21 protein-coding genes are annotated in these 21,205 nt (G+C 69.7%); 14 read left to right on the top strand and 7 right to left on the bottom strand.

All coding sequences use genetic code 11. From position 1 onward, the window contains the following. Positions 1 to 27: 27 nt before the first annotated feature. The 3 genes from ACWD0F_RS31215 (at position 28) to ACWD0F_RS31205 (ending at position 2,308) form a co-directional block, all read left to right on the top strand. A complete protein-coding gene (locus ACWD0F_RS31215) occupies positions 28 to 801 on the top strand; it encodes an SDR family NAD(P)-dependent oxidoreductase (protein ID WP_449881625.1) in 774 nt (257 codons plus the stop codon). Between the two features lie 6 nt (positions 802 to 807). Further along, complete coding sequence (locus tag ACWD0F_RS31210) at positions 808 to 1,572, top strand: crotonase/enoyl-CoA hydratase family protein (protein WP_449881622.1); 765 nt, start codon at positions 808 to 810, stop codon at positions 1,570 to 1,572. Positions 1,573 to 1,684: 112 nt separating this feature from the next. Continuing rightward, positions 1,685 to 2,308: a rhomboid family intramembrane serine protease gene (locus ACWD0F_RS31205; protein ID WP_449881620.1), complete on the top strand. Its 624-nt coding sequence runs from the start codon at positions 1,685 to 1,687 to the stop codon at positions 2,306 to 2,308. Here the strand turns inward: ACWD0F_RS31205 and ACWD0F_RS31200 are convergent. Then, positions 2,302 to 2,895 carry a TIGR00645 family protein gene (locus tag ACWD0F_RS31200; protein WP_449881617.1) on the bottom strand — a complete coding sequence of 198 codons (594 nt, stop codon included), beginning with the start codon at positions 2,893 to 2,895 and terminating at the stop codon, positions 2,302 to 2,304. The genes ACWD0F_RS31205 and ACWD0F_RS31200 overlap by 7 nt on opposite strands. 40 nt (positions 2,896 to 2,935) lie before the next feature. Here ACWD0F_RS31200 and ACWD0F_RS31195 point away from each other — a divergent pair, with 40 nt between their 5' ends. Next, positions 2,936 to 3,310, top strand: a complete 375-nt coding sequence (locus tag ACWD0F_RS31195) for a BlaI/MecI/CopY family transcriptional regulator (protein ID WP_449881614.1) — start codon at positions 2,936 to 2,938, stop codon at positions 3,308 to 3,310. Here the strand turns inward: ACWD0F_RS31195 and serC are convergent. From serC to ACWD0F_RS31180, 3 genes are all read right to left on the bottom strand, one after another. Next, entirely contained in the window at positions 3,289 to 4,398 is a 1,110-nt protein-coding gene (gene serC / locus ACWD0F_RS31190) for a phosphoserine transaminase (RefSeq protein WP_449881612.1), read from the bottom strand. The two genes, ACWD0F_RS31195 and serC, sit on opposite strands and share 22 nt — an antisense overlap. 89 nt (positions 4,399 to 4,487) lie before the next feature. Continuing rightward, positions 4,488 to 6,053: a peroxidase family protein gene (locus ACWD0F_RS31185; protein ID WP_449881609.1), complete on the bottom strand. Its 1,566-nt coding sequence runs from the start codon at positions 6,051 to 6,053 to the stop codon at positions 4,488 to 4,490. A gap of 276 nt (positions 6,054 to 6,329) precedes the next feature. Continuing rightward, the gene (locus ACWD0F_RS31180) at positions 6,330 to 7,436 is read right to left on the bottom strand and encodes a citrate synthase 2 (RefSeq protein ID WP_449881606.1); all 1,107 of its coding nucleotides are present in this window, start codon (positions 7,434 to 7,436) and stop codon (positions 6,330 to 6,332) included. Between the two features lie 180 nt (positions 7,437 to 7,616). On the opposite strand from ACWD0F_RS31180, the gene pdxH reads away from it, so the two are divergent. The 5 genes from pdxH to ACWD0F_RS31155 all read left to right on the top strand — a co-directional run bounded on the left by pdxH (position 7,617) and on the right by ACWD0F_RS31155 (position 13,628). Further along, on the top strand, positions 7,617 to 8,270 hold the full coding sequence (gene pdxH, locus ACWD0F_RS31175; protein ID WP_449881603.1) for a pyridoxamine 5'-phosphate oxidase: 654 nt from the start codon (positions 7,617 to 7,619) through the stop codon (positions 8,268 to 8,270). 10 nt (positions 8,271 to 8,280) lie between these two features. Then, the gene (locus ACWD0F_RS31170) at positions 8,281 to 9,516 is read left to right on the top strand and encodes an MFS transporter (protein WP_449881600.1); all 1,236 of its coding nucleotides are present in this window, start codon (positions 8,281 to 8,283) and stop codon (positions 9,514 to 9,516) included. Positions 9,517 to 9,781: 265 nt separating this feature from the next. Next, entirely contained in the window at positions 9,782 to 10,486 is a 705-nt protein-coding gene (locus ACWD0F_RS31165) for a metal-dependent transcriptional regulator (protein ID WP_449881598.1), read from the top strand. Positions 10,487 to 10,609: 123 nt separating this feature from the next. Beyond that, positions 10,610 to 12,832, top strand: coding sequence for a SpoIIE family protein phosphatase (locus ACWD0F_RS31160; protein ID WP_449881596.1), 2,223 nt, complete (start codon positions 10,610 to 10,612; stop codon positions 12,830 to 12,832). A 16-nt stretch (positions 12,833 to 12,848) separates the two neighbouring features. Further along, positions 12,849 to 13,628 carry an alpha/beta fold hydrolase gene (locus ACWD0F_RS31155; RefSeq protein WP_449881592.1) on the top strand — a complete coding sequence of 260 codons (780 nt, stop codon included), beginning with the start codon at positions 12,849 to 12,851 and terminating at the stop codon, positions 13,626 to 13,628. 31 nt (positions 13,629 to 13,659) lie between these two features. On the opposite strand, the gene ACWD0F_RS31150 is transcribed toward ACWD0F_RS31155, so the two are convergent. The 3 genes from ACWD0F_RS31150 to ACWD0F_RS31140 form a co-directional block, all read right to left on the bottom strand. Continuing rightward, positions 13,660 to 14,907 (bottom strand): MFS transporter, encoded by a 1,248-nt coding sequence (locus ACWD0F_RS31150; protein ID WP_449881590.1) that lies wholly within the window; start codon positions 14,905 to 14,907, stop codon positions 13,660 to 13,662. Between the two features lie 123 nt (positions 14,908 to 15,030). After that, a complete protein-coding gene (locus tag ACWD0F_RS31145) occupies positions 15,031 to 15,192 on the bottom strand; it encodes a hypothetical protein (protein ID WP_449881588.1) in 162 nt (53 codons plus the stop codon). 43 nt (positions 15,193 to 15,235) lie between these two features. Next, positions 15,236 to 16,381, bottom strand: coding sequence for an acyl-CoA dehydrogenase family protein (locus tag ACWD0F_RS31140; RefSeq protein WP_449881585.1), 1,146 nt, complete (start codon positions 16,379 to 16,381; stop codon positions 15,236 to 15,238). A 238-nt stretch (positions 16,382 to 16,619) separates the two neighbouring features. On the opposite strand from ACWD0F_RS31140, the gene ACWD0F_RS31135 reads away from it, so the two are divergent. The 5 genes from ACWD0F_RS31135 to ACWD0F_RS31115 all read left to right on the top strand — a co-directional run bounded on the left by ACWD0F_RS31135 (position 16,620) and on the right by ACWD0F_RS31115 (position 21,159). Further along, positions 16,620 to 17,948: a hypothetical protein gene (locus tag ACWD0F_RS31135; RefSeq protein WP_449881582.1), complete on the top strand. Its 1,329-nt coding sequence runs from the start codon at positions 16,620 to 16,622 to the stop codon at positions 17,946 to 17,948. After that, entirely contained in the window at positions 17,948 to 18,736 is a 789-nt protein-coding gene (locus ACWD0F_RS31130; protein WP_449881580.1) for a class F sortase, read from the top strand. The genes ACWD0F_RS31135 and ACWD0F_RS31130 overlap by 1 nt, the downstream gene beginning before the upstream one ends. A 177-nt stretch (positions 18,737 to 18,913) precedes the next feature. Then, entirely contained in the window at positions 18,914 to 19,720 is an 807-nt protein-coding gene (locus ACWD0F_RS31125) for a hypothetical protein (RefSeq protein ID WP_449881578.1), read from the top strand. A gap of 5 nt (positions 19,721 to 19,725) precedes the next feature. Further along, positions 19,726 to 20,481, top strand: a complete 756-nt coding sequence (locus ACWD0F_RS31120) for a class F sortase (RefSeq protein ID WP_449881576.1) — start codon at positions 19,726 to 19,728, stop codon at positions 20,479 to 20,481. Between the two features lie 24 nt (positions 20,482 to 20,505). After that, positions 20,506 to 21,159, top strand: coding sequence for a hypothetical protein (locus ACWD0F_RS31115; RefSeq protein ID WP_449881574.1), 654 nt, complete (start codon positions 20,506 to 20,508; stop codon positions 21,157 to 21,159). Positions 21,160 to 21,205: the final 46 nt, after the last annotated feature.

Here is a 21,205-nt window from a genome sequence, read left to right as displayed (position 1 = left end):
TTCGGTTCCCAGGTTAGGGTCCGGGATATGGACGTGAACGGATCTGCAGCAATAGTTTCCGGCGGCGCCAGCGGCCTGGGTGAAGCCACGGCCCGCGAGCTGGCCAGGGCCGGTGCCACCGTGGTCATCGCCGACCTCAACGAGGAGCGCGGCAAGGCCGTGGCCGACGAGATCGGCGGCGTGTTCGCCAGGACGGACGTGTCGGACGACGCGCAGGTGCAGGCGGCCGTGGACGCCGCCGTGGCCACCGGCAAGCCGCTGCGCGTGGTCGTCAACAGCGCGGGCATCGGCTGGGCCGAGCGCACGGTCAACCGTGACGGCAGCCCGCACAACCCGGCCACCTTCCGCAAGGTGATCGAGGTCAACCTGATCGGCACGTTCAACCTCATGCGCATCGCGGCGGCCGCCATCGCCAAGACCGAGCCGGCCGACGAGGACGGGCAGCGCGGCGTGGTGATCAACACGGCGTCCGTGGCGGCGCTGGAGGGACAGACCGGGCAGCTCGCGTACTCCGCCTCCAAGGGCGGGATCGTGGGCATGACCGTTCCGGCGGCGCGCGACCTGGCGGCGATCGGCGTGCGGGTCAACACGATCTGCCCCGGCATCATCGACACCCCCATCTACGGCTTCTCGGCCAACGCCGACGAGTTCAAGACCAAGCTGGTGGCCCCGGTGGTGTTCCCCAAGCGCATGGGCCGGGCCGGCGAGTTCGCGCACCTGGTCAGGTCCCTGGTAGAGAACGACTACATGAACGCCGAGGTCGTCCGCTTCGACGGCGGCATCCGCTTCCAGCCCAAGTGAGGTTTCGTGTCTGACGAAGTGCTCGTCGAGGAGTCCGGGAACGTCGCGATCATCACGATCAACCGCCCCAAGGCCCGCAACGCGGTCAACGGTGCGGTGGCCAGGGGCATCGCCGAGGCGCTGGACGCGCTCGATGGCCGGCCTGACATTTCGGCTTATGTTCTGACCGGTGCCGGTGGCACCTTCTGTGCGGGGATGGACCTGAAGGGCTTCCTGTCCGGCGACTTCCCGATCGTCGCGGGCCGCGGGTTCGGCGGCCTGACCGAGTCGCCGCCGAAGAAGCCGCTGGTCGCCGCCGTGGAGGGTTACGCGCTGGCGGGCGGGTTCGAGCTGGCGCTGGCGTGCGACATCATCGTGGCGTCGTCGGAGTCGAAGTTCGGGTTGCCGGAGCCCAAGCGCGGGCTCGTGGCGGGCGCGGGCGGCATCATGCGGTTGCCGCGCCGGATCCCGTACCACGTGGCCATGGAGATGGCGCTGACCGGCGACCACTATCCGGCCGCCCGGCTCTACGAGCTGGGCCTGGTCAACCGGATCGCCGAGCCGGGCACGGCCCTGGACGGGGCCGTCGAGCTGGCCGGGAAGATCGCGGCCAACGCCCCGCTGGCGCTCGCCGCCACCAAGCGGGTGGTCATCGAGTCGCAGGACTGGTCGCTGGAGGAGATGTTCGAGAAGCAGGGCGCGATCATCCAGCCGATCTTCGCCTCGAAGGACGCCATGGAGGGTGCCGCCGCCTTCGCGGAGAAGCGCCAGCCTCAGTGGAAGGGCGAGTAGCCCGTCAGCCGATCCCTCCCGTTTTCTCATGAAACGGGAGGGCTTTCCTTAGCGCACGCATAACTCTTCCTGCGTACGGTAAAAGAGAGGCGACGATCTACCGGGAGAGCGCATGAGCGAGCATTCGGGTTCCAGGTTCGAGTCCGCCAAGCGCGGCGCCGGTACCCTGCTGACCGGCGCGCTGAGCGCCCTCATCATCGTGGTGGCCATGCTCGCCGTCATGTGGGCGCTCGAAGTCGTCGATTACCTGGCCGACGGCGCCCTCGACCGCTACGGCATCGTCGGCTGGGACCCCGACGGGCTGGTCGGCATCCTGTTCGCGCCCTTCCTGCACGGCGGCTTCGGTCACCTGATGGCCAACTCCCTGCCGCTGCTGATCCTCGGCTTCCTGGCCGGCCTGCGCGACATCGGCAAGTTCCTCTGGGCCAGCCTGATCATCATCCTGATCGGCGGCATCGGCACGTGGGTGTCGAGCCCCGGCGTCATCACGATCGGGGCCAGCGGCCTGGTCTTCGGCTACTTCGGCTACATCCTGGCCCGGGGCCTGTTCGACCGCCGCATCGTCGACGTCGTCATCGCCGTCGGCGTGGGCATCGCCTTCTACGGCATCCTCACGGGCCTGCTGCCCAACCAGGTGGGCATCTCGTGGCAGGGGCACCTGTTCGGCCTCATCGGCGGCGTGGTGGCCGGCTGGGTGTTGCGGCGGAGGAAGCGGGAGCAGCCGCTCGCCTACTGAGCGGGCGGATGCGGGCGCGTGCGCTCCGCCGGTGAGCCGGACAGCAGGCGGTCGATGAGGGCCAGGCCGACGGCCGAGACCACGAACGCCAGATGAATGATCGTCTGCCACATGATCTTGTCGTTCGGCGTGCTCTGGGCCCGGATGAACGTCTGCAGCAGGTGCACCGACGAGATGCCGATGATGGCCGTGGCCAGCTTGACCTTCAGCACGTTGGCGTTGACGTGCGAGAGCCACTCCGGCTCGTCGGGATGGCCGTTGATGTTGATCCGCGAGACGAACGTCTCATATCCCCCGATGATCACCATGATCAGCAGATTGGAGATCATCACCACGTCGATCAGGGCCAGGACCGTCAGCATGACCACGACCTCGGGCGGAGCGCTCGCCGACGACACGGGCTCGGTGTGCAGGAACACCGTCGCGATCAGGTGCCAGAGCTCCACGCCGAACTGCCAGACGTAGACCGCCTGGGCCGCGACCAGCCCTAAGTAGAGCGGGACCTGCAGCCAGCGGCTGGCGAACATGAGGTGGCCGAGGTGCTTGGGCCTGGCTGTCCCCTGGCCGAATGGGGGGTTTTCGGGCAAGAATGTTTCCTACTAATCGATCCGGAAGGATGTCGGTCAGTTGGCGCACCTGGGATCCCTGGAGCACGCGATCATGGACGTGCTGTGGGATGCCGGGAAACCGATGCGGGTGCGCGAGCTGCTGGTCAAGCTCAACGAGGACCGCGAGCTCGCCTACACCACGGTGCAGACCGTGGCGGAGCGGCTGCTGCGCAAGGGCCTGCTCGTCCGCACGCCGTACCGCAACGCCTTTCGCTACGCCGTGGTCCTGCAGCGGGACGAGCACGTCGCCGGCCTCATGCTCGAAGTGCTCGAAGCCAGCACCGACAGGCTGCCGGTGCTGGCCAGGTTCGCCGACGCCGTGGCGGACGACGACGCGCTCGCGCTCCTGAGAGAGCTGTCGCGCAGGACGGGTCAAAGACGCTCGACCACGTAGTCGACGCAGCTCGTCAGCGCCTCGACGTCGGCCGGGTCGATGGCCGGGAACATCGCGACGCGGAGCTGGTTGCGGCCCAGCTTGCGGTAGGGCTCGGTGTCGACGATGCCGTTGGCCCGCAACACCTTGGCCACCGCCGCCGCGTCGACGTTGTCGGTGAAGTCGATCGTGCCGACCACCTGCGAGCGGAACTCGGGCGCGGCGAACGGCGCGGCGAAGGCGGACTTCTCGGCCCAGGTGTAGAGCCGCTGGCTGGAGTCGGCCGTGCGGGCGGTGGTCCAGGCCAGGCCGCCGTTGCCGTTCATCCAGTCGAGCTGGTCGGCCAGCAGGAACAGCGTGGCCACGGACGGGGTGTTGTAGGTCTGGTCCTTGGCGGAGTTGTCGATCGCGACGGGCAGGCTGAAGAACTCCGGCACGAAACGGCCGGTCGCGGTGATCTCCTCGACCCTGGCCAGGGCGCGCGGCGACATGATCGCGATCCACAGGCCGCCGTCGGAGGCGAAGCTCTTCTGCGGGGCGAAGTAGTAGACGTCGGTCTCGGCGATGTCGACGGGCAGGCCGCCGGCGCCGGAGGTGGCGTCCACGAGCACCAGCGAGTCGCCGGAGCCGACGCGGGCGATCGGCATGGCGACGCCGGTCGAGGTCTCGTTGTGGGTGAGCGCGTAGACGTCCACGCCGTCCTCGGCGACCGCCGTCGGGTAGGTGCCGACCTCGGCGGTGATGACGCTCGGCTCGCCGAGCCACGGCGCCTTCTTGGTGACGGTGGCGAACTTCGAGGAGAACTCGCCGAACGACAGGTGCTGCGACCTGTCGCGGACGAGCCCGAAGGCCGCGATGTCCCAGAACGCGGTGGTGCCGCCGTTGCCGAGCACGACCTGATAGCCCTCGGGCAGCGAGAACAGGTCGGACAGTCCGGAGCGCACGCGGCCGACCAGGTTTTTGACCGGCTTCTGGCGATGGGAGGTGCCCATCAGGCTCGCGCCGGAGGCGGCGAGCGCAGCCAGTTGCTCGGTGCGAACCTTCGAGGGCCCGCAGCCGAATCGGCCGTCGGCGGGCTTGATGTCAGCGGGAATCACGATGTCAGCCACGTGACGAGCCTACCGACCGGGGTGGCATGGCTCGCACGCGGTCCGAAATCTGAGACCGAAATCTGGGACCAGGGAGAACGTTCCCCGGCTCACTGGCCCCGGCTGACCGGATCCACGCGCGCGAAGGTGAGCAGATCCACCATCCGGAAGTCGCCGGTGCCGCCCGTCCGGCGGGGCAGCGTGGGCCGCCAGGACGGGCTGGCGGCGAGGAAGGAGGCCGGATCGAGCTGCAGCAGCCCGATGAAGACCTCGCCCACGATCCGCGCGCCCACCCCGGCCAGCCTGAGCCCGCCGCCCAGGATCTCGGCCTCCTTGAGCACGTAGTACCAGAGCGGGGTGCTGGCGGGCAGGCCGTGCCCGATCGTCTGCAGCTCGGGGAAGTGCTGCGCCTCCAGGGCCGGCACGCCGATCGCGCGGGCGATGTTCTGCCCGGACGGGATCGACCAGGTGACGTGGCGCAGCAGGTTGCGCTGGGCCAGCGAGGTCGGCGCGTCCGCGGACGGGATCGCGGCCAGGGGCAGGTTGAACAGCGGGGTGGAGATCTTGCTGTCGATGCGCTTGTTCGGCCGCACCTGGCCGTCGCCGAAGTCGAAGAACGTCTGCCAGCCGATGAAGCGCCTGGGCGCCCTGGCGCCGCCGCGCAGGTCCACGGGATCGCTCTGCCCCTGTCCCGCCGGGTCGAAGATGAACCCGAAGAACGCCGTGCCGTCCGGGTTGCCCGCGAGGTTGGCCCGGTAGGAGGGCCGGACCATGCTGTGCCCGAACCGGTAGGCGGCGCCCTGGAACTCCACCGGAATGAACTGCTGACCCGCCGCCGGGCGGTAGAAACGCCGCCCGTTGGCGAGGATGTCGTTGACGACGCTCGGCCCGATGATCAGCGGCAGGAACTCCTTGAGCACGATCCACTGGTAGTGCCACCTGACCAGTTGCCTGGCGGCCTCGAAGACGTTGCCCTGCTGGCCCTGGGCGCGCAGGTGGTCCACCACCCGGTTGTGGAACAGCAGGAAGGCGGCGTGCAGGCCCGCGATGATCAGGTTCTCGTCGTTGCGCGGGTCGGCGATGATGGCGGTGCGGTTCGCCCGGCGCGGCAGGTCCTCGAACCTGCCGCCGCTCTCCAGCCGGAACTTGGCGGGGTCGGCGGGGTCGTAGAGCTGCGGGTCGGCGGCGGGGCCGCCGCCGTAGAGGTTGTCCAGGTCGAGGCCCGGCGTCCTGGTGTTGGGCGACTGCTCGGGCGGGGTCGGCACGCCGAGCGGGGAGGACTCGTCGAAGGTCATGTCGTGGTCGACGAACTGCCCGAAGAACGTCACCCCGGCGGTGTGTGTGCCGTTGTCGAGGTTGTTCGGGCTGAGCTCGGGGTTCGTGATCAGCCGGATCGGGCCCTCCTGCAGCGGGTCCTTGGCGTCGATGAGGCCGCTTGGCCGCCCCATCTCGATGAGGGCCTGCCGGAGGCTGGGCGCGTTCAGGTCCGCGAAGGGGGAGAGGTTGAAGACGCGGCCGAACCGGTCGGGGGCGGTGGCCAGCCCGCCCGCCTGAACGGTCACGACCTGGGCGAGCGCCGCGGCGGGAGTGAGCGTCAGCGCCGCGCCCGCTCCCACGCTCGTGAGGAAACCGCGTCTGGTCAGAGCGGACCTTGGCTCGTTACTGTGTTCGGGCATGACCCGCCTCCTTACTGACTCCCGCTGACGGGGGGCGGGCGCGTGCCAGGGCCGGTCGGCATGCTGGAACACACCCGCTCGCGGGAGGTCTGGGGGTTGCCTGAGGTCAGGCTGATCCCGCGGCAGGAGGCGGTCAAGAAGCACTTTCCCCTAGTGCTTTTTCCGCTCGGGACGGTGCCCGGAACACGAAAACGGCTACCGCGGGCGAGCCACGCGATAGCCGTTACAACGAGACGGCTACCGCGGGCGCGAGCCGCGCGGTAGCCGTTACGGAGATCAGAACCGGCCGACGACCTCGTCGGCGCCCGGCACCTCGCTGAGCGGGCGCGAGGCGGGGCCGATGTAGTGGGCGCTGGGGCGGACGAGCCGGCCCGTGAGCTTCTGCTCGAGGACGTGCGCCGCCCAGCCCGCGGTGCGGGCGCAGGTGAACATCGAGGTGAACATGTGGGACGGGACCTCGGCGAAGTCGAGCACGACCGCGGCCCAGTATTCCACGTTGGTGGCGAGCACCCGGTCGGGCTTGCGCGCGTGCAGCTCCTCCAGCGCGGCCTGCTCCAGCGCCGCCGCCACCTCGTAACGAGGGGCGTCGAGCTCCTTGGCGGTCCGGCGCAGCACGCGGGCGCGCGGGTCCTCGGCACGGTAGACGCGGTGGCCGAAGCCCATGAGGCGGTTGCCCTTGTCGAGCTCGCTCTGGACGTACTTCTTGGCGTCGCCGAGCTGCTCCACGCCCTCGATCATGTGCAGCACGCGGGCCGGGGCGCCGCCGTGCAGCGGCCCTGACATGGCGCCGACGGCTCCGGAGAGGGCGGCGGCCACGTCGGCGCCGGTGGAGGCGATGACGCGGGCGGTGAAGGTGGAGGCGTTCATGCCGTGCTCGGCCGCGGAGGCCCAGTAGGCGTCGATGGCCTTGACGTGCTTGGGATCAGGCTCACCGCGCCAGCGGATCATGAAACGCTCGACGATGGTCTTGGCCTCGTCGACCCGGCTCTGCGGAACCATCGGCAGGCCGAGCCCGCGCGCGGACTGCGCGACGAACGAAAGAGCCATCACGGAGGCGCGCGCGAGCTGGTCGCGGGCCTCCTCGTCGGTGATGTCGAGCAGCGGCTTGAAGCCATAGGCCGGAGCCAGCATGGCGAGTGCGCTCTGTACGTCTACGCGGATGTCACCGGAGTGGACAGGGATGGGGAACGGCTCCGCCGGCGGAAGGCCCGGCTGGAACTTGTTGTCGACCAGCAGGCCCCATACGGCCCCGAACGGGACACGGCCGACCAGCTCTTCGATGTCGACACCCCGGTATCGAAGGGCGCCCCCCTCTTTGTCCGGTTCCGCGATCTCGGTTTCGAAAGCTACGACGCCTTCGAGTCCGGGTTTGAAGTCGGACATGCTCGGCCGCCTCCCTTTCTTCTTGCCATGTTTGGGCAATGCCTTGATGTCGAGATACCGGCGGGTCAATTTAACCCCCTGCCGGCTCATGGTCGGTCTCGGGACCCGCCATAAGCCCATACCCGCTGGTGGGGGGTGGTGCGTGGGATCCGCCACACAAGCGCGCAAGAATACCGTCTCGTGGATGCCACCCCGCGCCCGCCCTTGCTGGCGGGGCTTCGCCGAACGTACGAGGGCGAGCCGTTGCTCGAATCAGACCTCGCGTCCGACCCCATCGCGCAATTCACCACCTGGTTCCAGGAGGCGCTCGACGTCGGCCTGCCGGAACCCAACGCCATGATCCTGGCCACCGCCTCCGCCGGAGGCCGGCCCAGCGCCAGGACGGTCCTGCTCAAGGGCTATGACGAACGCGGATTCGTCTTCTACACCAACTACGAGTCGCGCAAGGGCCGCGACCTGGCCGAGAACGCCCGCGCGTCCCTGCTGTTCCCCTGGCATCCGATCCGCCGCCAGGTGCGCGTCGAGGGCGCGGTCTACCGCATCTCCCACGCGGAGTCGGCCGAATACTTCGAGTCGCGTCCCTACGGCTCCCGCATCGGCGCCTGGGCCTCGCGGCAGTCGGCCGTCGTGCGGTCCAGGGAGGAGCTGGAGGCCCGCTACGAGGAGCTGGCCGCCCGCTGGCCGGAGGATCCGCCCGTGCCGGAGTTCTGGGGCGGGTTCCGCGTGGTCCCGGCCGAGATCGAGTTCTGGCAGGGGCAGCTCGACAGGATGCACGACCGGCTCCGCTACCGGCGGACGCGACCCGGCTGGGTCCTGGAGAGACTTGCACCCTAATGTGCCTTAGGTGGCATTCGCGGAGCTGGTCAAACGTCATCTGGTGGACACCCGGCCGCTGAGCGTGCCCGCCTACCGGCGGATCTGGCTCGGTCAGGCCGTGTCCCACGTCGGCGTCGGCGCGACCGTGGTCGTCGTCGGGCAGCAGGTGTGGCAGCTCACCGGCTCCTCGCTCTGGGTCGGCCTGCTGGGCATGGCCAACCTGATCCCGCTGGTGGTCTTCGGCCTGTGGGGCGGGGCGGTCGCCGACGCGGTGGACCGGCGCAAGCTGCTCATCGGGGGCTCGCTCATCGCCTGGGCGGCCACCCTGTGCATCCTCGTCCAGGCGCTGCTCGACCTGCGGAACATCTGGCTGATCTTCGGCGCCGTCGCGCTGAACGCCACCGGCTTCGCCATCACCGGTCCGACCAGGGGAGCCATCATCCCCCGGATCATGGAGGCGGGGCTGGTGCCGGCGGCCAACGCGCTCAACTCGCTGGTCTACAGCATCGGCGCGGTGGCCGGACCGATGATCGGCGCGGTCGCGCTGCACTGGGGCGGGTACGCGGCGGCGTACGGGATGGACGCCCTGCTCTTCACCGGCAGCCTCTACGCGGCCCTGAGATTGCCCGCACTGCCTCCGCTGGGCGCGGTGAGGCGTCCAGGCGCGCGGGCCGTGCTGGAAGGGCTCAGTTTCATCCTGAGGAGCCCGGTGTTGCTGATGTCGTTCGTGGTCGACATCATCGCGATGGTGTTCGCCATGCCGCGGGCGCTCTTCCCCGAGCTGGCCGCCGAGCGGTTCGGCGGCTCCACACTGGCGCTCGGCTGGCTGAACTCCGCGATGGCCATCGGCTCCGTCGCCGGCGCGCTGTTCTCCGGCTGGGTGGGGCGGGTGTCGCGGCAGGGCGTCGCGCTGGTGATCGTCATCGCCGTCTGGGGCCTGGCCGTGGCCGCCGCCGGGTTCGCGCAGGAGTTGTGGCTGGTGGTCGCGTTCCTGGCCGTCGGCGGGATGGCGGACGTCTTCTCCTCGGTGTGGCGGCAGTCGATCCTGCAGTTGTACGCGCCTGACGAGATGCGGGGGCGGATGCAGGGGGCGTTCATGGTGGTCGTGGCGGGCGGGCCGCGCCTGGGGGACCTGCGGGCCGGGGCGACCGCGACGGCGTTCGGGGTGGCCGGGGCGTGGGTGGGCGGCGGGATCGCGTGCGCCGTCGCGGTGCTGGCCGTCGGCCTGTCGGTGGCGCGCTTCAGGAACTACCGGGGGCGGTGACCCCCTCGCGGGCTTCTGTCCGAAATTCGGCTTTGCGGGAGCCGGCGAAGGAGCGCTCCCCGGCGGTCACGCCCTCGCGGCGGGCTGGGGCAAGTCACGATCGATCTCGACGGGAAGGAACGGGAAGGAACTCGGCCACCCCGTTGTTGCCGACCTTAAACATCGCCGGCCGTTCTCCCAATAAGGTTCTTGTATCCCCTGTGCCCGCTGCGGACGGGCGCAGTCCCCGCCACTACCGACGTAACATTCAGTTAGGAGGACTGCCTTGACCGCACACGGCCTGATCGACACGACGGAGATGTATCTCCGCACGATTTACGAGCTCGAAGAGGAGGGCATCGTCCCCCTTCGCGCCCGGATCGCCGAGCGCCTGGCGCAGAGCGGCCCCACGGTGAGCCAGACCGTCGCCCGCATGGAGCGTGACGGGCTGGTCCGCGTCGAGGGTGACCGCCATCTGTCGATGACCGACCTGGGCCGCACGCTCGCCACCCGCGTGATGCGCAAGCACCGGCTCGCCGAATGCCTGTTGACCCAGGTGATCGGCATGCCCTGGGAAGAGGTGCACATCGAGGCGTGCCGCTGGGAGCACGTCATGTCCGAGTCCGTCGAGGCGCGCCTGGTGACGCTGCTCGACAACCCCACCGTCTGCCCGCATGGCAACCCCATTCCCGGGCTGGGCGAGCTGGGTGCCAAGGAGGCCGCGGAGGGTGGCGCCAACGTGCTGACCTCCATGTCGGATCTGGCGGGGCCGAGGGACATCCCGGTGGTCGTGCGGCGAATTAGTGAACAAGTGCAAAGCGATCCTGCTGTGATGCTTAAACTCAAGCAAGTTGGGATACAACCCGGACGCGAGGTGACGCTCGCGGCGAGCGACGACGGTGTGCGGGTGACAGGTGACGGTGATGGTGACGACACTCCCGCGGAGCTTCCGCGCGATGTCGCCGCGCACGTTTTTGTCTCCAAGCGCTGACGCGCGCGCAGCTACTTGGTTGAATCCCTCTTGGGAGGCCCTCCACTCTCCCCTGGCCAAGACTGTTGCAGGAGCGCCCGTGGTCCGTCTTGCTGGCACGCCACCCCGAGGAGTGGTCTCCGGATGAAGCGATGGGGGGATGTGTCACCAGAAGCGGCTGATCACCTTTCTGCCGGGTCAGTGCTCGATCACGCCGAGATGGCGGTGGTCGTCACCGACCGTTTCAGCAATCTCCTCTACTGGAACCCGTTCGCCGAGAAACTCTTCGGCCGCCCGGACAGGTCGTCCACGCGTGACACGTCCGTCCTGTCCCTCGGGATCATGGAGAAGGACCATCCGCTGGCGATCGAGCTGGCCAAGCACGTGCTCAAGGGCGGCGTGTGGGAGGGCACGTTCGACGTCAAGCGGGTGGACGGCACGATCGTCTACGTCCGCGCCCAGGCCGTGCCGCTGCGCCACTCGTCGGGCTCGGTGACGGGCATCGTCATCCTGGCCCGCGAGGCGCTGCGCAGCAACGAGCGCGAGAAGGACCGCTTCGGGCTGCTGGAGCGCATCGGCGAGCGGCTGGCCGGCTCCCTCTACGTCGAGGAGACGCTCAAGCGCGTCGCCGAGATGCTGATCCCGCAGTTCGCCGACCACTGCTTCATCGAGCTGATGGAGGGCGACCGACTCGTACGCCGGGTCTCTCAGCACGTACAGGGGTGGACGCCGCCGTCGGGAACATGGAAGCCGGTGGGCGCGGAGATCCGCTACCCCGCCGGCCACTACGCCGACACCGCACTCAGACGCCAGGAGACCATCCTCGTCGAGGACTTCTCCACCAGCAGCTTCCCCGCCACCGCCGAGGGCAGCGCGCGGTTGTGCGGCGAGATCGGCATGACCTCGGCCATCGTCGCCCCGCTGCTGGTGCGCGGCGAGACGCTGGGGCTGATGTATCTCGGCCTGTCCAACCTCACCGACCGCCGTAGCCCCCACTACGACGCCTTCGACCGCGACTTCGTGGGAGCCATCGCCACCCGGGTCGCGCTGGCGATCGACAACGCGCTGCTGTTCGAGGAGGAGCGCCACACGGCGGAGTCGTTTCAGAAGCACCTCCTGCCCCGGGCGCTGCCGCAGCTCGACGGCCTGCAGATCGCGGTGCGCTACTACCCGGCCGCCCCGCTGGTCTCCCACGGCCAGGGCATCCAGACCCAGGTGGGCGGCGACTGGTACGACGTGATCCCGCTCTCGGCGGGCCGCGTCGGCATCGTGATCGGCGACGTCGAGGGCAGGGGCGCCAAGGCGGCCGCCATCATGGGCCAGCTCAGGGCGGCGCTGCGGGCCTTCGCGCAGGACGACAAGTCGCCCGCCGACATCCTCGCCAGGCTCGACGAGTGGACGCGCATCATCGCCACCCCCGAGCACGACGACAACGGCGCCGAGGTCAGCATCCCGCCCATCGTGACCTGCCAATACCTCGTCTACGACGCCTGGTCGCGCCAGCTCTCCTTCGCCAACGCGGGCCACGCGCCGCCGCTGCTGCTGGTCGACGGCCAGTGCGTCGAGCTCGACATCGAGGAGGTCGGCCAGCCGCTCGGGGTGCGCGCCAAGGGCATGCACGCCGACCTGGTCTACAAGGAGGAGACCCGCACCCTGCCACCGGGCGCGGCGCTGCTCCTCTACACCGACGGCCTGATCGACCGCCGTCCCGGCCGCGACGGCCGGATGCCGAGCGAGGAGGAGACGCTCGGCGTGCTCTGCGACAAGCTCGCCAAGATCTCCGACGCCGAGGTCGAGCGTGTCGCCGAAGTCGCCACGGTCGCGGTGCCCGGCGAGATCGACGACGACATGGCGATCCTGGTCGTCCGCTCCAGCGACGTGGACCTCGACGTCGAGGAGCGCACCTTCCCGGCTCAGCCGATCATGGTGGGCGAGGCGCGCCGGATGGCCGCCGAGGCGTTCTCGGGCTGGAACGTGCCGGATGAGCGGGCCGAGCTCGCCTGCCTGCTCGTCTCCGAGGTCGTGACCAACGTCGTGCTGCACGCGGCCACCGCCACCGTGCCGCGCAGGGAGCTGGTCGTGGAGGGCCCGCCGCTGCCGTTCGAGGAGTCCTGGGACGTGCCGGGCTTCGAGGACGAGGTGGTCGGCGACAAGGAGTTCACGCTGCGGCTGCGCAGAGGCGAGGAGGCGGTCTGGGTCGAGGTGTTCGACCAGGACCTGCGCCTGCCGCGGATCCGCAGCGCGGGGGAGAACGACGAGGGCGGCCGCGGCCTCTACCTGGTGGATCAGCTCGCCAGGCGTTGGGGGTCGAGACCTACCAGGGAAGGCAAAGCGGTCTGGTTCGAGATTCCCACGCGCGGCAGGTGAATGATTCACTGGCGCCATGGAGCTGGCCTTCGAACGCCGGGGCAGCGGCGACCCGCTGATCCTCGTCCACGGCATCGGCCACCACTGGCAGGGATGGTCGCCGGTGCTGGATCGGCTGGCCGTCTCGCACACGGTGATCGCGCTCGACCTGCCGGGCTTCGGCAGGTCGAGGGGGCTGCCCGACGGCATCCCCTACACGGCGGAGTCGCTGGCCGACGCGGTCGAGTCGTTCTGCGCGCTGCTGGGCGTGCGCGAGCCGCACGTGGCGGGCAACTCGCTCGGCGGCTACATCGCCCTTGAGCTGGCCGCGCGCGGCCTGGTCCGCACGGCCACCGCGCTGTCGCCCGCGGGCTTCTGGTCACGCGCCGAGCTGGTCTACTGCCGGTCGATGTTGCGCGCGCTGCGTGCCTCGGCCCGGGCGCTGCCGCCGGAGCAGGCGCTGCGGACGGCCGAGAATCCGGTCCTGCGCGCCCTGTCCGGCGGGATCCTGGTCGCCCACCCGTCCAGGCTGGAGCCCGCCGCGCTGGTGGCCGCCACCCAGGCGCTCGGCGCGGCGACCGGCTTCGACGAGACGCTGGAGTCGTTCGCCGGGCTGATGCCGCCCGCCCCGCCCAAGTCGCCGATCACGATCGCGTGGGGCGAGCACGACCGGCTCCTGCCGCGCCGCCAGGCCGTGCGCGCGGCCCGGTGGTCGGGGCAGCGGGTCAAGCTGCTGAAGGGCTGCGGTCACGTGCCGATGAGCGACGATCCCGAGCTCGTGGCGCGCGTCATCCTGGCCTCAACCGCTCAATCCTGAGGTCAGGCACGCTCGTGCTGCGTTTTGAAGGTCAGGCGCGTTCGGGGTGGCGTTGTCGTACGGGCGTGGCCAGCGCGACCAGCGCCAGCACCAGGCAGGACGCGCCGGCCAGGACGAACACCGCCGTCGCGCCATGACGCGCGGCGGCCCAGCCGAGCACGGCCGCGCCCACCGGCCCGAGCGAGAAGTGGATCGTCCAGAACGCCGACGTCACCCGGCCCAGCAGGTGGGCGGGTGTCACCTGCTGCCGCAGCGACATGGAGCAGATGCCGCCCACGCTGACGCAGGCCAGGTAGAGGGCCATGATGGCGGCCACGCTCCACACGGAGCCGGCGAGCCCGAGGCCGAGGATGGCGAGCCCCGCCGCCACCTGCGCGCCGATCCACAGCGGCCCGAAGCCGAGGGCCCGCCGCATCCGGGCCACCAGGATCGAGCCGATCATCGTGCCGGCCGCCCCCACGCCCAGCACGACGCCGACCACGGAGTCCTCCTGGCCGAGGTCGTGCTTGAGCCGGTAGATCACGATGTCCGTGAGCCCGAGCGTCATGAAGATGAAGAACGACAACAAGATGGTCAACGTCCGCAGCACCGGGTGCCGGAGCAGGAACTCCGCCCCGGCCAGCAACTCCCGCCACGGCCGTTTCGACGGAGCGGGGTCCACCGGCTCGGCGGCCTCGATGGCGTACCGGGAGGCGCGGGTCAGCAGGACGCCGATCGCGGACACCCCGAAGCTGCCGGCGTTGATGGCGATGGCGGCGGTCGTGCCGAAGTGGCCGGCGAGCACCCCGGCGAGGCTGGGGCCGAGGACGCCCGTCGCGGCGGCGGTGGCGTACAGCATGCCGTTGGCCTCGGTGACGCGGCTCTCGCCGGCCAGCCCGCGGACCGCGGCCACGTAGGTGACCTGGAAGACCATGCCCACGGCCGCGGCCATCGGCAGCACCGCGTACAGGAGCCAGACCTGCTCGCCGAAGGCCCAGACCACGGGGATCGTCACGTAGAGGAGGAGCCGGATGACGTCGCAGGCGATGAGCAGCCGGCGCCGGTCGACCCGGTCGGCGAGCACCCCGGCGAACACTCCGGCGAGCACCGCCGCCGCCCCGGACACGCCGGTGAGCAGGCCCATCTGGGCGACGGAGCCGGTGGCGTTCAGGATCAGGAGGGGCACCGCGATGAGCGCGAACGAGTCGCCCGCCACCGACAGCGTCTGCGCGCCCCAGAAGATCAGGAAGTCGCGGTCCCGCCACAACGAGCCGGTCGCCGGCCGCGTGTCAGCCTCCATCGGCGCACACGGCGCGGGCCCGCCCGGAAGGGGCGATACGCGCGGATTCGGGGATGATCACGCACGGAAGCCTAACCGTCCCGGCCCGGGTGCCGCCGTCCGGCCGCTGGGGGAGCCACGGCGCTAGCGCATGGTCTGGCCCCAGACGAGCAGCATGGCGATGACGAACACGATCATCACGCCGGCATAGCCGACAGGGCCCAGGCGCAGCGCCCGGCGCACACGATTGAGCAACCAGGCGAACAGCAACGCCAGGAAGACCAGGAGGATCAGGCCGCCGTACATGTTGTCCAGTATGCGGTGTCGGGCCCCTCCCGCGCGGGTGCGATCAGAACCCGAAGGACCGCCCGATGATCTCCTTCATGATCTCGGTGGTGCCGCCGTAGATCGTCTGGACGCGGCTGTCCAGCCAGGCCCTGGCGACGGGGTACTCCATCATGTAGCCGTACCCGCCGTGCAGCTGCAGGCAGCGGTCGATGACCTTGTTCTGCAACTCGGTCGTCCACCACTTGGCCTTGGCCGCGTCCACCACGGTGAGCTGCTCGGCGTTGAGCGCGCGGATGCACTTGTCGACGTAGTGGCGGGCGATCTCGGTCTCGGTGGCCAGCTCCGCCAGGACGAAGCGGGTGTTCTGGAACGAGCCGATGTTCCGGCCGAAGGCCTGGCGGGTCTTGCAGTACTCGATGGTCTGCTCAAGGACGGTCTCGGCCGCGGCCACCGCCGCCACCGCGATCGACAGGCGCTCCTGCGGCAGGTTGGCCATGAGCTGGAAGAAGCCTTCGCCGTCGTTCGGGCCGAGGCGGTTGGCGACGGGCACGCGGACGTTCTCGAAGAACAGCTCGGCGGTGTCCTGCGCCTTCATGCCGACCTTGTCCAGGTTGCGGCCGCGGCCGAACCCCTCCATGCCGCGCTCCACGACGAGCAGCGTCGTCCCTCTGGCGCCCGCCTGCGGATCGGTCTTGGCCACCACGACCACGAGGTCGGCGTTGATGCCGTTGGTGATGAACGTCTTCTGCCCGTTGACGACATAGTGATCGCCCTCGCGGGCGGCCGTGGTCCTGATGCCCTGCAGGTCGCTGCCGGCGCCCGGCTCGCTCATCGCGATGGCCGTGATCAGCTCACCGCTGACGAACCCGGGCAACCACCGCCGCTTCTGCGCGTCGTCGGTCAGCTCCACGACGTACGGCGCCATGACGTCGTTGTGCAGCGAGAAACCGAGCCCCGACGCGGCACTCCTGATGATCTCCTCGACGATGACCGCGTTGAACCGGAAGTCCTTGACCCCGGCGCCGCCGTACTCCTCGGGCACCCCGAACCCGAACATGCCCAGCTCGCCGGCCTTCTTCCACACCTCGCGGGGGACGATGCCGGCCTTCTCCCACTGCGCGTGGTGCGGCACGACCTCTCGGGTCATGAACTCGCGCACGGTCTCCCTGAAGAGCAGGTGCTCCTCGTCGAAGAGGTCTCGCTGCATCGGCCGCCTCCCAGCAGGTGTCGTGCACGACAGAATACGATTCTGTTACTCGGAGGTATACCCACTTCGCGGGACGCGTGGGCCACTGGACACGGGTTCATCACAAGTGCTGGAAGATGCGGCGATCCGTGTGTGTTGCGGGTGGTTTCGACTCTAAGATCTACCCTCGGTCTAGTGTGGGTGATCGGAGTCTCCCGTGAGTCGATGGCGCAAGGCGTTAATCGCCGCATCGGTGGGCATGGCGGCATCCGCGGCGTTCGTCATGACGCCCGCGGACGCCGAGTCGTTCAACCTCGTGGTCGACTACAGCTGCACGGGGGGCATCGCGGGCGCCGGGCCGGTGAAGGTCAAGGCACGGGTGAACATCCCGACCGTGGTCCGGGTGGGCAGCTCGCTCAACCTCGGCTGGTCGCTCGAATACGACGAGGTCCGCAGGTTCCTCTCGCCGGGATACTTCGAGGCCGGCGCCCTCACCTCCATGGTCGGCAACATGAAGCTCGCCGGCGCGTGGAACGGCGTGCTGGAGGCCCACGGCACCAAGGACCAGGCGGAGCTGCAGCCCAACGTGGGGTTGGAGATGCCCACCTCGCTCAGCTCGTCGGCGCACCTCACGGACAAGGGCGTGATCAGCCTCAGACCCCAGGGCATGACCGTGGACTTCACCCCACCCGCCGGAGAGATCACCGTCAACAACAACGAGCTGGATCGCATCGACTATCTGGGGGCCTGGGAGCTTAAATCGTCCACGCCTCAAGAGTACAAAGATTATTTGAGTGACGTGCACACCAGCCCGAACGGCACCGACGAGGCCAGTATCTCCTTCATCGGCACCGGCTTCGAGTACATCGGACGCCGCATGCCGGGCGTCAGCAGGGTCAACGTGACCGTCGACGGCGACAACTCGGGCACCGTGGACCCCAAGCTGACCCGGAACGGAACTCCGACGAACGCGACCGACGGCAACGTCTCCCTCTGGCAGCGGACCGACCTGCCTTACGGCGAGCACACCGTCAAGATCAAGGGCTTGGACAACACGCCCATCAACCTGGACGCGTTCAAGCTGCACACCCGCGCCATGGTCGAGCCGCCGACGCTGCACCGGAGCACCTGCCGGGTGGTCAGCGCGCCGGACGTCGTCGAGATCACTGTGACGGGCGGAGACACCTCGCCGCCGCCGACGACCACGGGCACGCCCACGACCACGAACACCCCGACGACCACGCCGACGACCACCACGTCGCCCAGCACGTCGCCGAGCGGATCGGCGAGTGCCACGCAGCCGCAGGGCACCTGGCCCACGGACGGGCTGGTGAGCGTCATCCCGGGGAACGTCAGCACGACTCCCACAACCTCGAAGTCCGCGTCGCCCACGGCGACGAAGTATGTGAGAGCGCAGGTGGCCAAGACGCCGAAGGGCGGAGTCGGCACGGGTGAGGCGCCCGATCCACCGGCCGGTGGCGGGGCGTACGGGCTGATTCTGAGCGGGTCCGTGATGATCGCGGGCAGCGCGACCGGAGGTCTGCTGTTGTGGCGCCGTCGCGCCGCGCACGCCGGAGGGGTGAAGTGATGACCGAGGAGAAGCCGGCGCAGTCGCCGCTGAACAGGGCGCTGCCGGGCCTGCTGATCGCCGGTTCCCTGGCCGGAGTGGGCGCCGTCATGGTGGGCCTGCTCTCCCTGGCGCCTCCGGTCGACGACGGCTCAGGGCCGGGGCCGGTGGCCCTGGACAAGCCGTCCACGGTGCAGATCGAGAACGCGGGCGCGTTCGTCCTGCCGGCCACGGTCGGCCCGGGCGGCTCGGCGGGCCTGACTCCCGCCCGCATCGGCGCCCCGGCGCCCCTGCCCGCCGTGCAGACGGTGGCCCCGATTCCGGCGGCCAAGACGCAGGCCGCCAAGACCAAGGCCAAGCCGTCGCGCATCAAGATCCCCAAGATCAAGGTGAACGCGCCCGTGGGCCAGGTCTCGGTCGACATCAAGGGCGTTCTCGGCACGCCGTCCCTCACCAGGCAGAACCTGGCGGGCTGGTACCGCTTCTCGCCGCTGCCCGGCGAGGCGGGGCCGACCGTGATCGACGGCCACGTCAGCACCCGCAAGGGACCCGCCGTCTTCGCCCGGCTGTCGGAGCTGGTCAAGGGCGACCAGATCTACGTGTACCGGTCGGACGGCAAGATCGCCCGCTACACGGTGAGCGGGATCGAGCAGGCCAGCAAGTCGCAGTTCCCGACGGCGCGGGTGTACGGCAACACCGGCGGGGCGCAGCTCAGGCTCATCACGTGCGGCGGCGTCCTCGACAAGGGCGCGCACAGTTACAAGGACAACATCGTTGTGTACGCAACGTTGTCAAAGAAGAAGATTTGATGATGTTTGCGGCCGATTTGCCGGTTTGCGGGAAGTTGACAGGGACAGTTCGTAGGATCTACACCTGACCGTGACCAATGGCTGTAATTCTGGCACGACTGTAGATACTGCGCTGAATTGGAGATGGAAGTGCTGACGTCAAAGGCGCGGCGGCGCGTCGCCCTCAAGACATCTGCCATGGCCGTCGTAGGCGCAGGGATCTTCGGCGCGCTGCCCATGGTGGCCGCGCTGGCGGCACCGGTAGACGTGGTCTACAACTGCTCTGTCGAGGGCGGCCCGACCGCCGCAGTCCCCTTCCGGATGGAGCTGCGGACCCCCGCGGCGGCCATCACGCCCAGTGCCACGCTCACCGTCACGTGGGACATCGCCCAGCCGACCGCCTTGGCGAGCCAGCTTCTCGTCGATGTGCCGATCACCCCGACCAGCACCGTCGTGGCCTCCGGAGTCGTCACTCCCAGCGGCTCGCCGGTGCCCTCGGCGCCGGTGACGGTCGGCATGACGGCCATACCGGCCACGACGATCACGGCCGGTGCGCCCATGCCGCTGCCGACCATGACCATGGTGGTCAAGCCGACCGCCACCGGCACGGTCGGCTTCAAGGGCGGCGACTTCAACCTGATGGTGAACGGCGCGACCATGCTCGCCTGCCAGCCGGGCACCTCCGGCGGACCTTCGGCGAACATGGTCGTCACGACGGGCAGCACCGGGTCGTCGACGCCGAGCACCACCCCGACGCCGACGCCGACACCGACCCCCACGCCCACACCGACCCCCACGCCGAAGACCACGAACACCCGCACCGCGACGGTGACCGTCACCCCGGCGGAGGACAAGTCGAAGACCCCTAAGGCCGGGGCCGACACCGGGGCCGGTGGCACGATGGGGCCCGACGGGCGGATGTTCATCCTCACCGGCACCGTCCTGATCGGCGCCGCGGCCGCGGGCGGGCTGCTCATGCGCCGCCGTAACGCGACCAAGGGCTGACGGGCATGTCGGGGCAGTATCCGTACGGCGGCCCGGCCGGGCCGCCGCCCGCGGACAAGGGCGGCACGGCGCTCAGGACCGTGCTCATCGTGGCCGCCATCGCCGGCGTCGTCACGGTGGTGGCCGGGCTGCTGATCGTGTTGCGCTCCCCGAACGAGTACGGCCTGGCGAGCAGCGACAGGGACAGCCTGGCCCTGCCGTCGCAGCCGGCGTCCGGCAAGCCCGAGCAGGCGCTGTTCCAGGCGGCCCCCGACGTGCCGCCGCCGCTGCCGCAGATCACCCCCGCGCCCGCGATGTTGCCGTCCACCCCCGTGCGGCTGGTGATCGCAAGGCTCGGGATCAACGCGCCGATCACCTCCGTCGGGCTGGCCAAGGACGGGACGATCCAGGTGCCGCCCTCGGAGAACCACAACCTGGCCGGGTGGTACCGCAACATGTCCGCCCCGGGCCAGGCCGGCCCGGCCGTGCTGCTCGGGCACAAGGACACCAGGACCCGTGCCGCCGTCTTCAACCGCCTGTTCCAGATCGAGAACGGCGACAAGATCGAGGTCAAGCGGCAGGACAAGACCACCGCGGTGTTCACCGTCGGCGGCGTGGAGCAGGCGAGCAAGAAGACGTTTCCGACCCAGCGGGTCTACGGGCCCCAGGAGACCGCGCAGCTTCACCTGATCACCTGTGGCGGGACGTACGATCGGCGCACAGGGCACTACACCGACAACATCATCGTCTACGCGACGATGACTGGCTCTTACCGAAGCTGAGCGCGGAGGCGTGCGATGGGCTGGATGGCGAAGCGGCGACTGCGGACTGGCCCGACGGCGGCGTTGCCGGCCAAACCCGATCCGGCCGAGCTGCTGCGCATCGTGCGGCTCGCGGATCCGGACGCCAGGAAGGACGGCGACGACATCGTGGCCGCCGACGTCCGGGTCTCGGCGGCGGTGGAGGCCGACGCCGACCTGACGGGTGGCGTGCTGGAGAAGGTGTGGGCGGTCAAGGTGGCCGCCGAGGGGCCCCTGCCGCTGGACTTCTTCGACCGCTACCTCGCCGAGGGCATCGCCTTCCGGCTCAAGGGGCTCGCGGTGTGCCGTGGCGAGGTGAGCGATCCCGCCGATCTGGAGGGCACCGGCCCCGCCGTCATCCTCCCCGTACGCCCGGCGCCCGAGGAGCTGGCGCCGCTGCTGGAGCCGGTGGAGGACGACGATTACACCTTCACCGCGGGCGACATCAAGGCCGTGCTGGTGCCTCAGAAGGGGCAGCCCCCGGCCGTACGGGAGTTGCTGCCCTTCGCCACCGAGCTGACCGCGATCGAGCTGCGCGGTGACGAGCCGGTCAAGCTGGGGGCGCTGGCCCTGGAGTTGTCCGAGGCGCTGAACGGGCTCGTCGTCGACCGCTGGCGGTTCAGGATCGACGAGGCGGAGGGCCTTGTGCCTCCGGCGTAGGCAGCCACAGAACGTCGTTCTGTTGTACTCTGCACCTAGTTACCGA

Source organism: Nonomuraea sp. NPDC002799 (assembly GCF_053592075.1).
Note: the sequence above shows the minus strand (reverse complement) of the source record. Positions and strands in the feature narration are given on the sequence as shown.